A 13,376-nucleotide genomic window follows, 5' to 3' on the forward strand; every position below is an offset into this window, starting at 1 on the left:
TGGAACACTTATGCTTTATTTTATATGCAAAGTAATACTCAAGTCTTTTCACTATTTCCCCTCCACAAACCGACCAAACTCCTTCATAAACCGCAGCTTAAAACTCCCCACAGGTCCATTCCGATGCTTCGCCACATGAATCTCCGTCATCTCTTTCTGCTTCGTTTCCTTATCGTAATAATCTTCGCGATACATAAGCATAATAACATCCGCATCTTGCTCAATTTGCCCTGTCTCTCTTAAATCAGATAAAAGAGGACGCTTATCTTGACGCGACTCTACAGAACGAGACAATTGCGACAATGCTACTAAACAAACATTTAACTCACGTGCTAATAACTTAAGTTTACGAGAAATCTCACTAATCTCTTGAAAACGATTGCCCTTATGCTTCGGATCGCCCGTAATAAGCTGCAAATAATCTACAATAATTAAAACCTTTTTATCACCGTGCTTCCTCTTTAACTTACGAGTTTGCATCCAAATATCTTGCACCGTAACCCCTGCATTGTCGTAAATCTCAAGAGGTAACTCACCAATCTCCGCAAACGCCTTACTCACCCTTTCCCAGTCTTCCATCGCAAAACGATGCTTCGGATTTTTCAGCCTACCTCCTGACACTTCACCTACGCAAGAAGCCACCCTTTTCAATAATTGCTTACTACTCATCTCTAACGAAAACAACCCAACCGCCGCGCCAGACTTCGCCGCATGCAGTCCAACATTTAGCGCAAACGCTGTCTTCCCCATCGAAGGACGAGCACCGAGAACGACAAAATCTCCTTCCTGCAATCCGCACGTCATTTTATTTAGCGATGTATAACCAGTCTCAATACCAGTAATCTCTTTCGCATCTTGATGAAGCTCTTCATATAAATCAACTAGCGCATCCTTCAAATCAAACTCACATACACAGTCCTTCTCCTCTAACTCACAAAGTGCCGTAATCGTCTCACCAATAATTTTCTCACTCTTCTCTGCAATAAGACGCTCTCCCATCTTGTGCCCAAGAACACCTGCCTGATACATTTTCCAGGCACCTCGAACAAGCCCCTCATAATATGAGAAGTTGCTAGTAGTAGGCACACCATCCATTAACCCTATAAAATACTCCATTCCCCCGATCCCCTTCAAAAACTTCGGATCTATCCTAGCAGTAAAAGTCACAAGGTCAATCGGTTGCCCCTCTTCTTCCATCTTTCGCATTAGCTGAAATATAGACTTATGCACCGGCATCGAAAAATACTGCTCCGTCAAACGGCACTCCTTAATAAGCTCTCCATCAAGTAATAGAGAACCTAACACCGTCTTTTCTGCCTCCACATTTTGAATACTCATGGACGCCACCCGCGTTCCGCTAAAAAGCGCTGCAACTCTTCCTCAGACGGCGTATTCTTCTCCCACTCCTCACACCTCGCCAAAAACTCCTCCGTCTCCCCCGTACTAACAGACGACCCCTTCTTCCGGAAATTCGCAGCATCCGCCTCAACCTCACACACTTTCGTAAACCCTTTCCCGTACCAACCACGCAAAATCCCCTTCACATAAGCCATCTTCCGATTTTTATTCTCATACGAAATTTGAAGAGCCTTCAGCACCAACTCCTCTGACAAATCATTCATCCATGCATTCAATTCCTCCACCGTAAAAGGAGACAAACTACCAAAATGTTGCTCATAAAACGTGAACACCTTACTTCCCGTCTCTTCCTGAACAACCTCTTCTTCCTCTTCTTCCTCTTCTTCCTCTGCCTCCTCACAAGCCGGCTCTACATCATCCATAGCCAAATCACCAGGCATACCGAAATGCGCTAACAGCATCGGAACATTCATCTCCTCCTCCGCACACTTCTGAAGAAACATATGTACAAACTCCTTATTCTTCACACCCTTAAGCTCACGAAGCACACACTTCTCCACATTCGTATTTGTTACCGGATTATAACGAAGCCAATTCAAAACGAATAACTCCCGCGTATCCGCATCATAAAGAATCTTCCCATAATCAACAAAGCGCTGCACAAGCTTATCAACAGTCTCCCGATTATAACCCGTCTCCATCTCAGCTAACCGCTTCGGAAAAGGAAAAATCCCACACTGCGTCGTCTTCGAACAAGTTAATAAGTAAACATAAAAATACCGCTCCTCCGGCGTCAAATCCAAAACAAAATCATCCTGCCAAAAATTCACCTGCACAGTACGATACACCGCCATCCTAATTCCTCCCGTCCTAATTCAAAAATGAAAATTTCCTCTTTGTACTATATATAGGAAGGAGGGCCGGGTTTTTGGCGTGTTATTTTAAATTTTTTTCGACTCCTACTACGGTGTTTGTTGGTGTTTTTGTTTTGTTATGTTTTTTCTTAGTGATTTATTACTTGGTAGGGGCTTGTAAGGGGCTTAGGAGGGGCTAGTTATCGGTTACTTCGATTAGAAACACTCGATTTGAGAAGCCGCCTCTTTCTTCTGCTTTCTTTTTACGGATGTTGTTGATTTCTTCTAGTGTTGAGCCTTCATGTTCGGCTAGGGCGTTGATTAGTTCTAGTAGGTCGGATAGTTCTTCGAGTTTATCTGGTTTTGTTTTCGCTTCGATGTATTCTGTTAGTTCTTCTTGTGTTTTTTTGCAGAGTTCCTCTATGTATTCATCTTCGTTTAGGATTCTTGTTGTGGGTATCTTTCCGTTGGATTTTATTATTTGTGGGATTTTGTTTCGGATTAGTTTGTTGTAGGTTGGCATGTGGGCTTCCCTCCGTTTGGTTTTTCTTCTATTATAATGGAAAAGCAGTTTAACTAAGGGTTAAACTGCTGCATTGCTTCTTTTATATAGTTTTCTTCTTCGGTTGTGAAGAGGGTTGGGAATTCGGATAGCGGAAGGTTTGATTTTTGGATTATATCCTCTATATCACTTTGAGGTGTATCAAGATAGCTCGTTACCTCTTCTATTACATTGAAAAATTCCTTCAAGGTAACTTGAACATCTTGATGACTCGGATCCTTCTCTTCTTCCTTATACTTTTTCAACGTCCCTATCACATCCATAAAGCGCCGATCAAACTTTTCTTTTAGTTCCTTATTATTATAAAAGGCTCGAACACTATCCGTTGAAAAGTGTTCCTCTAACCAGTCCTTATTTTCTTTCTCCCATATAAAAGTTTGCAAAAAAGAAGAAAACAAAGCGACATCCACTCGTTCTTCCTTTTGAAACTTCTTCGTCATTTCATCCATATGTGAAAGCACCTTCGCAATTCTTTCTTGCTCTGCCAAAAGCAATTCCCTTTGAAATTGCATTTGTCTTAAAAATTCTTCCGTCTCTATATCACGCTGCAATATAATATTTTGAATTTCACCAAGCGAAAAACCAAGATGCTTAAACGATTGAATTTGCTGCAGCACATACAAATCATCTTTTGTATATAACCGATGACCTCCCTCAGTATAATCGCTTGGCTTTAATAAATTAATCTTGTCATAATAACGAAGCGTCCGCACCGTAACATCCCCAACACTTGCAAACTCACTAATCATCCACGCCATATCATCACCTACTCCGATAACTTCTCTCTCACATACTGAATCATATGAGAAAAATTCATCTCATTCTGCCGATAATATTGAAACAAACCTACAACAAGTAATAAAAAAGGAACATTCCCTCTATAACGATTTTCATACTCACTAATACCATCATAAAAGTACTCATACTTTCTTTTTCGTAAAACAATATAAATCGCAATAAACAACACTGCAATCATAACCAAAATTCGCTTTCCCCTTATCTCCACTTCTTGTTTCATCACCTATTCTCCTTCCACCGTATACTTCTCTTCTTTAAATAAAGGAATTCGAATGAAATAACGATATGGCTCGTCGCGTATTACTTTCCACGCAACAATAATCACTTGAACTACCTCAAAGGCAAACACAATCCAAAACAAAACATCACTAATACGCGAACTAATATTAAATAGAAGAAAAATTAACAAATGAAAGTTGAACGCCTTTCGGCAATGGTATTTGTACACCTCATTTTTCCGTGCCAATGTAATGTACATGAGTAGTGGTGAAAAGATTCCTATTGCGGCTGAGATTAGTAACATGATGATGGTGTTTCTTTTTTCTTTTTTAGTGGTTTTCATGAGTGGTTTGGTCCCCCTTTTTTGATTTGTCTTCTTTAGATTAGGGGGTGACGTTGGGGGAGGTGCAAGGGGAATATGTAGGAAAAATTGATTAATACCGATATAGATAAAATCAGATTTTCATCATGTAAGATTTGACACTTAGAGAGTCTAGGGACTTAGGAAGGAATGCGCAGGACAAGCATTAATAAAGCATTAGAATTCAAGAAGCTTAAGAATGATAAGTTGATAAAGGAATAATCTGGATTATTAGTACTTTTTTGAAATAATGGTAACGACATTATAAATATATTGAAAATACATTTATTAATGACCTCTCTTATTTTTATGTTAGGCTATAATTCTATACAGGTACTTGAGGAGTGAAAATATATTTAAAATATTACTATTCATAGGTATTGCTTTAATGATGTTAGCAGGCTGTGAAGATAAAGAAGAAGCCCAACAACCAGCCTAGCTAATAGAGAAGCTAGCTGGACGACAAATGTAAGAAACAAGGATTATTAAATTAAGAGGAGTTCTTTGGAAGATGAATAATTTATTTATGATAATTAGTATTTTGGGAGGATTATCCTCTCTTACCCTTACAGCGGTTCTTATAACCTCTTTATTCGTAAAGCGTTTAAAACCACGTAGAAAGAAATTTACAATTGCTCTAATTACATCCGTTATTCTTTGTGTGGTTGGTGGTGCACTTTATGAGATAAGCCCCGAAGAGAAGGCGAAAATGGCACAAGAAGCTGAGGATAAGAAAGTAGCGGAAGCTCAGGCAACGGAAGAGAAGGCTAAGGCTCAGAAGGAAGAAGAAGCTAAGGCTCAAACTGAAAAAGAGGATACGGAGCTGAAGAAGAAAGAAGAAAAGAAATTAGCAGAAGAGAAGAAAGCCCAAAAGAAAGAGGAAGAGGCAAAACGTAAAGCTGAACAAGAGGAAGCTGAAGAAAAAGCTAAGAAGGAAACCGAAAAAGCTGAACGGGAAGCTCAAAAGGCAGCTGAAGAAGAGAAAAAGAAGGAAGAATCTGATGCTAAGAAAAAGGCCGAGGAAGAAGAAGCTAAGCGCCTAAAGATTGAGAAGGAAGCAAAGGATAAGGAGGAGCAAGAACAGAAAGCCCAAGCCAAGAAAGAAAAGGAAGAAAGAGATAAAAAGGAAGGTACAAAAGTAAAGATTGAGCGTTATGATACTTGTAACTCTCAAGGTAAATATTGTGATAGAGGTGGATTCCACAAAGGTGCTTTTGATACGCTACAATTAGGAATGAATCCAGAGGAAGTAACACTAAAATTAAATAGAAATGCAGAGGAAGCAACTATATACTACATGAAAGATAAATCTGGGAATTATGTAGAGTTAATAAACTACTTTTTTGAAGGTGCTGTTTATAACGTAAATGCCTACTTTAAAGATGGGAAGCTCTACTATGCTGAGAGAAACGATAAACTGCATAAACCAGATGAACGCCTTATGTTAGGTAAATTAGAATAGAATTTATTTTTAAAAGTTGCACATAACGGGACTTACTAGAGTATTCATCAATGTCTATTCTTCTATTAATGCCCTTAATAGTAAAAAAGCCAGCCTATATTATTTTGAAGTGAACCCAGAAAACGGGATATCTATCAAAATACCTAAACCACCTACCCCCTAAATTATTTAGGAGGTAGATGGTTTAATTTTTCTTGAATTCACACACAGTCTCATTTTTCGAAGAGTAGCGGTTACTCTCCGATATCCATACCATAATTTATGCCTAAGACAAACATCCTTGGTTTTCTCTTCTATTTCAGCTCTAAGACATTCCGTTCGTTGTAACCAGCGATAAAATGTGGAAAGGGATAATTCTAATACGTCACACAATTTTTTTACAATTATTTTTGTTTTTACAACTCTCCATAAAGTAACTACAGTTTCTAGTTGCAGCCCTTTTAATCCTTTTCCATAAGAATATTATTTGCTTACAGGCTGTTAAAATCGATACGTTTGATCTGTACGATAGCATTTCATCTACGTCTTAATTTGAGAAATATTTTTAATTCTGAGCTTCTCCATAATGGTACTATTTGAATAATCATCCTTTTTCATTTCAATCACTTTCTACTTTATTTCTTATGGGTAATGAACTCTTGTATTAAAACGAAAAACACCTCCATTGAATTTGCATACTTAGTATGCGAATTCAGGAGGTGTTTTTTCATGTACCACTTGGTTTTGTTTCACTTCAACTTATACAATTGCAATTTCTATTTTTACTAAAAAGATTACACATACAAGTAACTTTCATGCCATATCATTATTTTTTTTGATAAACTGCTGCCTCTTCTCTTCAAGCATCTCACAAATTTTGTTATCTATACCTCTTAGGGAATCTTGAAATAATTTATTATACTCATACTCAACTTCAGCTATTCTATCATTAAAAGAACCATCATAGTCCTCCGGATACCACGTCAGCTTTTTTCGATTCAATATATCTCTCGGCACTACTTGACCTGAACCAATTTCATAATACTCACTTTCCGAAATATCATACCCCATAGTCCTTATATCTAACCTATCAGCTATTCTAATCATTCTTTTAATATCATACCTTGATTTCTCGTAATCCCATCTTAAATTTGGTGTAATCAAAATATACTTGTTAACACTATTTGTAGTTGTATTTCCTATTTCTACACTTACTATCACCATTACCTCAGCTATTCTCCCTTTACCTGAGCTATTTCCCTTAAAATCCTCAAATGTTTTAAGGAAATAAACTTGAAGGTAATCCTTATAACCATAAACAGTAAATTCATCAATTAATTTACTAAACAAACTTATAAATGCTCCTGTATCTTTATAACAACCAATACTATCATATATATATTTACTAGTATGAACTTCAGCCTTTTCATCAAACCAACTTCTTCTAATGCCAAATTTCAAAGAAACCCAACTAAGTAAATCTTCATTGAGTTTTGGAATAATTGAATTTTCATCAGCTATATCCGAATACTCAATATTGAACTTCTTATCAATAAAAGAGGGTATTTGTAATCTACTAACCCCATGATACTCAAAAATAGAATAAAACTTATTAGTTAATTCACTTAATGGGCTTTCTTTTTGTACTGACCCTGTTTTTTCATGTACATAAGTTATATTATTTATCATTCTATCTGCTTGAATATTGTTATTTCTATTTTGATATTTATTATTGATTGGTTTGACTAAAAATTTTTTTCTAATAAAATTGATTATTCCACCTAATATAAATACCCCAATACCTGAAAATACCCATTCCATATTTGAAATAATATATTTCATTTCTTCCTCCACTATAAAACTATATATACCCTATCCTTATTATATTAATAATTCTCTATTAACATAACTATATCTAATTTGATTCATTACTATATATTATAATTTTTCAAAGTTACAGTTGAAGATTTATTAATTAATTATAACATTATTTATTTAATGATTAATTATCCTCTATTACAATTCTTGAATTTTAGATTATTTATTTTCTTTCTTAGTAAATAGGAGTTGAATTAAAGTATCTATTTAAAAAAACTTCCTCAAGAACCTAAACAGGCTCTATAGGCGAAAACTTTTAACAGGTTACCTTGTGAAAGTGATATAAAATTTCACATTACCTAAATTAGATCACCAAGACACTACCTATATATAAATTGACAGGATATTTATATAATCCTGCATTAATCACCACAGTCTTAATCACACTCACAACATTGTTACACAGGTAAAAAAAGTTAAAACTATGCAAATATTACCTAAATATATTATCCCACCAAACTAGTAATTTAAAAAGGAAAAATCATTTGATAAATTTAAAACTACAGCAGGGATCAAGAGCTGTTATACCATAAATTGGTGATAGTTAATACCTTATTATCACTAACATTGGAGTTTGGTTACAAAAAAATTTAATACTCCATTAATAATTTTTCTCTTCTAATCAAACAAGATAATCTCTATTTTTATTATTTTAATAAGATATGGTAGAATTCAGTTATGGATTTATTAAAAAATTCAAAAGAGGAGATAATTCAATGGCGCTATTTAGAAATCAGAAGCTTAATAAACTAGAAGAGACATTTTTTAGAGAAAAAACTTTTGGTGAAGGGGAAATGTCTTTCAGCTTAACTTTAAACTAAATAATTCCATATCCTAAAGAAATAATGCAATATCGTTGGATAGTTAAATTAGCAGATGGTCATGAGTTCGAAACTTATATGGGAGAGCAATTACTTTCTATACCCTATACAAGATTAAAAGATATTCAAGAGAAGATAACTTCACACTCCAGTATTTTAAATAGTGAGCAAATGGCACAGAAAATAGATTCTACAATTCAATCTATTTTTAATGAATACAAATAGTGAAACTCCACCAATGGGGTTTCTTCATTCCCTATTGATAGTTAAATTAAAATAATGTAGATTTTATAGACATTTATCCGACCTCTCTTTTCTCTTCCTCTTGAATTTTAAGTTTAGGTCTTAACGCCTGATAAAGTAAGATAAAAAGCTCTCACTTCTAATTGTTCAAAAATTAAATGGCGAGGGAAAAGAATACAGTGTTTTATTCAAGAAAAGAAAAATTAATTTTATACCGTTTTGAAAATACTTCGATATAAAGAAATAATTCTTTCTCAAAAGAGTCTATTTCCTGTAAAAATAAAGCTCGCTGTTTACTTCTTTCCCTGCTTAAATTACCCAATGAAGATTCAAAAGAAGATAAAATTTCTAATAAATTATTACAACAACGAGTCATATCTTTTAGTATAGATTTAGTTCCAGATGGCAATGTATATTTTTCTAAAATCATCATCATTTTCCTTTTAAACCAAATCTGAATCACCTGCACATAATAACTCTTAACAGAAGAAAACTCATCTAAATTACGATAATCTAGTTCAATCGTAACTTGTTTCGGAAAATGGCGTAGCGATTTCCAAAGTATTCGTTCTTTTTTGATTTCCGGAAGAGCTCTGGGAATTCTTGCACTTTCTTTAATAACGACATAGTTGTTATTATATATCTTTGACCACCATACCCTACTGGATGGATATGGCGGTCTAGTTTTTCCCATGATTCTCTCATCATTTTGTTGTATTTGAGTGTGTTTGATTTTTGCATAGATAGTATTTAACGACAAAAATTTCAGAATTAAACATCAAAAAAAGAACCAAAGAAGTAGTTACCTTGGTCCTTTTGATATTTATTCTAATTTCCAATGAAAACTTTATCTGGAAATACAACTAAATCCCCATTAATTCACAATCATTACTCCAGCGTTATCTAATATAAATCCCCTAAAATCACAAGTAAATAAACAATAAAATAGTTGTATAACCATTATAATGATTTAAAATCGGCGCTCCGATGCAATAATCCGCTTCATTTCCTCAATCTCATCATCAACAAACTCCGGAACAAGATAATCTCCATCAATGGATTCCCTCATCCGCCCTTCTTTTTCAGCCAGCTTTTCATAAATCTTTTGGTCAATAAAATTATAGATTTCTCTATCGCTCACCGTCATCAAATAGTAATATCGTGTGCTTTGATTTTCAGGCAATCCAAGTCGATGAATACGATCGCGCGATTGTAACATAAAGGTCAAGTTATAGTTATATTCAAAGTAAATTGCATCATGAACGATATTGTGTAGAGACACAGATTCTCCAAGCGTGTTCGGATTAGATACTAGCACTTGTATTTCATCTGTGTTTTCTTTAAATATATGTATGATATCGTCGCGTTCCTCACGAGGTGTGCCTCCATAAATCACTTTTGTATTGATGCCTCTTTCATTTAATACACGAGTGATTTTCTTCAATGTATTTACGAATAGTCCCCATACTACGACCTTTCCATGTTTTTTCACTATATCCACCACAAGTTCAATCCCTACTTTAAATTTAGGGGAATCCACAGTCGCTAAGTCCCAGTCGCTTACTTCACCAATGGCTGCTTGATGAATGCTTTTTTCTAGTTCTTTTCTTACTTTCACACTGACCTGATCATAAGAATCATTATCTATACTGTCATCTTCACTAAAACCTAGATCACTGTAATTTATCGCCTGATTGACAATTTCAGGGTTGGTTGATAATTGAATCATTCTTATCCAGGTCGCTAGTGGATTTTGCGTTTTTGTGTATAGTATTTCCGCTAGACGAAGCTGTTCTTTAGATGGAGGTATTTTTATAATATTGTCTTTATCAGCTGGTGGAACTCCTAAATCTTCCTTGCTAGTTCTCCAAAAATAAGGAGCCAATTTTTCATTAATCTCATCAATTTCCCAACTATCGGGATTTTTCAGCATATTCTGCTCAAATCCAAAATATGCACTATATTCCTTTTTAAATAAGATATTCAAGAAGTTATATATATCTAAATAGCCATTAGGAATAGGTGTTCCTGTTAAAACGTAGCGATAATCGACTTTGTCTGCTATTTCTAAAGCAGCAAGGGCCCGTTTAGCCTGCACCCCTTTTACACGATGGACCTCATCATAAACGAGCATAGTATCCGAATCATTGGCTAGGCATTTTATGATTGAATCTTTAAACTTTGGTAGTGATTCATAGTTAATCAAAATCAAATTTGCAGAAGACCACTGAGCTTCTAGCGCATATTTATTCCCACCAATTGATTCATCATGAACACTAAGTGCTCTTAAACCTTTTTTACTTTGAAAGACGGCTTGAAACTCTTCCTTCCAAGACATAAAGGCGTTAATTGGACTAACAACTAATAATCGCTTAATCGGTTCTCCTTTTTGCTTGCTATTTAGATAGGCGAAAACACCTAATAACATAGCCGTTTTCCCTGCTCCTGGAACCGAAAAATTTGCCGCTCTTTTTTGTGTGAGCATATACATAGCTGAACGAAGCTGTAATACTTTTAGAGGTCTGGCAACTTCTACCTCCACGACTTTCTTAAATTCCGCAAACTCTTCATCCCACCTGCTATCTTGACTCTTCAAGGTCAAGCCTGATTTTCGATATTCTTCTATGGAATACTTCTGACCATTAATATAGCTATCTACACGTGAAGAAACGATAAAGTTAAACTGATGTTTATCTGCTTGCTTATTGGCAAGTTCGATTATCCTTTCAATATCTCGATAAGTTAAATCCCCCCTGAAAAAGGGATACCCCTTGTCTTCATCTACATAAAAGCTGAATTTATTCTTAAAGGTTTTTTTTGCACTTATCTCATCTTCACTTTTATCAATGAAAAAGAAATGCACATCGTTCATATCAAAAATAATAGAATTATTATCTGGATTTGGTATCTTTTGAATCTTTCCTATATCGAACTCTTGTAGAAGAGGATAGATAATTTCAGTGGCATCAATTACTTGAACACCCGGATAATTATCATTCCATAAAAGAGAAAACTCTTCTGCTTTTTGATTTATACGAGAGCGAACATTGACACTTACGTCCCAAGAAAAATCTACATCAAAGGAATCGAAATTATTCTCTATGGCATTTGCTGTTTCATTGAGTGAACCATTAAAATAAATGATATCCCCCTGCTTATCTTCAAATAATCCCCATTTTGTGTGGAACAAACCGTTTTTCACTAGACCAAACTTCACATCAGCTTTGCCCTGTGATATCAAGTAGGCTAGATTTCCTAAACGCTGCTTATCAATCTGAGTTAAGACTTCCCCTTTTGAACGTTCATGATAACCTGCCTTAATTTCTTCAAAATCCTTTTCTGAAATATTTTGGGAAATGATGAATTGAACATAACCATCATTTTCAGCAATTTTATCTAGTCCTTCAGCATATATAGAAAGTGCTTTACAAGAAAAATAGCCGCTCACTCGTTTATAGCTGATAGATTCACCCAATATGGGGTCATAAAATTCATCTGAAACACTATGAATCATCGAGTTATAACTAGATTTAAGCTGACCTTGCAGATTCTTTAGCAAATTTAACCCTCCATTGAAAGAAGCACATCAATTTGTTTCCTTAGCTCCTCTAAACTTTCATTTAACTTTTTCCTTTCAGCTTTAGGTAATTCTTGGATAATTCTTTTATCAATTGATTCAATTGTAGTGATTGCCTTATCTGCAAGTTTTGCTGGCATGTTTTGTTCTTTACGATTTTTTGCCTTTTCAGAATGCTTGGTTGAAATCTTTTGAACTTTTGCGATTGCTTGAACTGCCTCTTGATCATGATTCAAAAGGAAAAACAGTTCGACATTGTTCTTGATTGGCTCTTTCTTGTCTAAAGCCTCTACAATTGTATCAGTTGACTCTTCCATCTCTTCAATGAATTTTTCTTCATTCTTTGTACCAACAACTGTTTTGACTATTTGTCTAAATTCTTGTTTGTAATCCTCTTTGGTAGAACGCACTTGAATAATTTTTGCAAACAAGCTGTTCAATAACTGATCTGCGTTTGCTGTGTTCTTGAATTTTTTATACTGAGGAATCATGTCTTGAAGTGGTCCATCTAATTCTAATTGTTTGGCTAATGCATAATTATCTGGATTTGTATTCGAGAATTCTAAAAATTTCACGATTAGTTCTGCTTCAAGCAATAATTTGCTCACCTCATTAGGTTTTAGTCCAGCAAATTTAGAGTATTCCGTTGCAGTCATAATAGTATTCACTGAAACGGTTTTGTAGGCATCGATTGCTCTATCAATCGGATTATAATCTACTTTATCCAATTTTCCAAATTGAATCTGTAATTCCAGCGACTTAATCTTCTTTCGGTCATCAATGTTTTCTACAGATAAATCATCTAAAATAACCGCTTCGAAATATTGCTGTTCTGTTATTGCAGGATCTTGATCAAGTAATCGTTTTGCTGTAAAGCGACGATTTCCATCAATGACACGCCCATCTCTTAAAACATAGCCAGGCTCGCCTTGGCCTTTCATCGCAATATCCCTCTTTAAGACTTCCATGTCTTTTTTGGTCTTATCATCATCGTTTGACAACATATTTTGAACAATCATATTGTATTCTTCGTTATGCCCTGGGTGCAATTTCCCGTTAATGCTTTCATAATCCGATAGTGCAACACCAATTCGACCATTTTGCTCGTTATAATAAAGATATTTTAAAGGGATGGCATAGGTTTTTCCACTATACTTTTCTCCACTCGCCTTTTTGATAGGAACATTAATCTCATGTCCCCCATCCTTAACAGATTCCTCATTATACAAATCAAAAAGATTAATATTTCCCATTATTTCCTCA

10 protein-coding genes and 2 pseudogenes are annotated in these 13,376 nt (G+C 35.0%); 1 reads left to right on the plus strand and 11 read right to left on the minus strand.

Going from position 1 to position 13,376, the window contains the following annotated elements; all coding sequences use genetic code 11:
* Positions 1-51: 51 nt before the first annotated feature.
* The 6 genes from dnaB to MR147_RS09905 form a co-directional block, all read right to left on the minus strand.
* Positions 52-1,338, minus strand: coding sequence for a replicative DNA helicase (dnaB, locus tag MR147_RS09880; protein ID WP_242304006.1), 1,287 nt, complete (start codon positions 1,336-1,338; stop codon positions 52-54).
* Positions 1,335-2,213 carry a DnaD domain-containing protein gene (locus tag MR147_RS09885; RefSeq protein WP_242304008.1) on the minus strand — a complete coding sequence of 293 codons (879 nt, stop codon included), beginning with the start codon at positions 2,211-2,213 and terminating at the stop codon, positions 1,335-1,337. The genes dnaB and MR147_RS09885 overlap by 4 nt, the downstream gene beginning before the upstream one ends.
* 196 nt (positions 2,214-2,409) lie before the next feature.
* Positions 2,410-2,736, minus strand: a complete 327-nt coding sequence (locus MR147_RS09890; protein WP_242304009.1) for a nucleoside triphosphate pyrophosphohydrolase — start codon at positions 2,734-2,736, stop codon at positions 2,410-2,412.
* A gap of 53 nt (positions 2,737-2,789) precedes the next feature.
* Positions 2,790-3,533 (minus strand): MerR family transcriptional regulator, encoded by a 744-nt coding sequence (locus MR147_RS09895; protein ID WP_242304011.1) that lies wholly within the window; start codon positions 3,531-3,533, stop codon positions 2,790-2,792.
* Between the two features lie 8 nt (positions 3,534-3,541).
* Complete coding sequence (locus MR147_RS09900; protein WP_242304013.1) at positions 3,542-3,793, minus strand: hypothetical protein; 252 nt, start codon at positions 3,791-3,793, stop codon at positions 3,542-3,544.
* Between the two features lie 3 nt (positions 3,794-3,796).
* Positions 3,797-4,135, minus strand: a complete 339-nt coding sequence (locus tag MR147_RS09905) for a DUF4870 domain-containing protein (protein WP_242304015.1) — start codon at positions 4,133-4,135, stop codon at positions 3,797-3,799.
* A gap of 529 nt (positions 4,136-4,664) precedes the next feature.
* Here MR147_RS09905 and MR147_RS09910 point away from each other — a divergent pair.
* Positions 4,665-5,615: a cell division protein MukB gene (locus MR147_RS09910; protein ID WP_242304017.1), complete on the plus strand. Its 951-nt coding sequence runs from the start codon at positions 4,665-4,667 to the stop codon at positions 5,613-5,615.
* A gap of 186 nt (positions 5,616-5,801) precedes the next feature.
* Here the strand turns inward: MR147_RS09910 and MR147_RS09915 are convergent.
* From MR147_RS09915 to MR147_RS09935, 5 genes and pseudogenes are all read right to left on the minus strand, one after another.
* Positions 5,802-6,212: pseudogene (locus MR147_RS09915) on the minus strand (IS3-like element ISBt2 family transposase); the annotation flags it as partial.
* Positions 6,213-6,407: 195 nt separating this feature from the next.
* Positions 6,408-7,436 carry a hypothetical protein gene (locus MR147_RS09920; protein ID WP_242304018.1) on the minus strand — a complete coding sequence of 343 codons (1,029 nt, stop codon included), beginning with the start codon at positions 7,434-7,436 and terminating at the stop codon, positions 6,408-6,410.
* 1,548 nt (positions 7,437-8,984) lie between these two features.
* Positions 8,985-9,275: pseudogene (locus MR147_RS09925) on the minus strand (restriction endonuclease-like protein); the annotation flags it as partial.
* A gap of 231 nt (positions 9,276-9,506) precedes the next feature.
* A complete protein-coding gene (locus MR147_RS09930; protein WP_242304020.1) occupies positions 9,507-12,095 on the minus strand; it encodes an SNF2-related protein in 2,589 nt (862 codons plus the stop codon).
* A 2-nt stretch (positions 12,096-12,097) separates the two neighbouring features.
* Positions 12,098-13,366, minus strand: coding sequence for a ParB N-terminal domain-containing protein (locus MR147_RS09935; RefSeq protein ID WP_242304022.1), 1,269 nt, complete (start codon positions 13,364-13,366; stop codon positions 12,098-12,100).
* Positions 13,367-13,376 lie beyond the last annotated feature (10 nt).

Origin of the sequence: Bacillus cereus group sp. BfR-BA-01350 (assembly GCF_022663775.1) — a bacterium.
Taxonomy (GTDB): Bacteria; Bacillota; Bacilli; order Bacillales; family Bacillaceae_G; genus Bacillus_A; species Bacillus_A paranthracis.

Coding starts and splice junctions, on each gene's coding strand:
- dnaB (WP_242304006.1), bottom strand. CDS start 1,338: ATGAGTATTCAAAATGTGGAGGCAGAAAAGACGGTGTTAGGTTCTCTA.
- MR147_RS09885 (WP_242304008.1), bottom strand. CDS start 2,213: ATGGCGGTGTATCGTACTGTGCAGGTGAATTTTTGGCAGGATGATTTT.
- MR147_RS09890 (WP_242304009.1), bottom strand. CDS start 2,736: ATGCCAACCTACAACAAACTAATCCGAAACAAAATCCCACAAATAATA.
- MR147_RS09895 (WP_242304011.1), bottom strand. CDS start 3,533: ATGGCGTGGATGATTAGTGAGTTTGCAAGTGTTGGGGATGTTACGGTG.
- MR147_RS09900 (WP_242304013.1), bottom strand. CDS start 3,793: ATGAAACAAGAAGTGGAGATAAGGGGAAAGCGAATTTTGGTTATGATT.
- MR147_RS09905 (WP_242304015.1), bottom strand. CDS start 4,135: ATGAAAACCACTAAAAAAGAAAAAAGAAACACCATCATCATGTTACTA.
- MR147_RS09910 (WP_242304017.1), top strand. CDS start 4,665: ATGAATAATTTATTTATGATAATTAGTATTTTGGGAGGATTATCCTCT.
- MR147_RS09920 (WP_242304018.1), bottom strand. CDS start 7,436: ATGAAATATATTATTTCAAATATGGAATGGGTATTTTCAGGTATTGGG.
- MR147_RS09935 (WP_242304022.1), bottom strand. CDS start 13,366: ATGGGAAATATTAATCTTTTTGATTTGTATAATGAGGAATCTGTTAAG.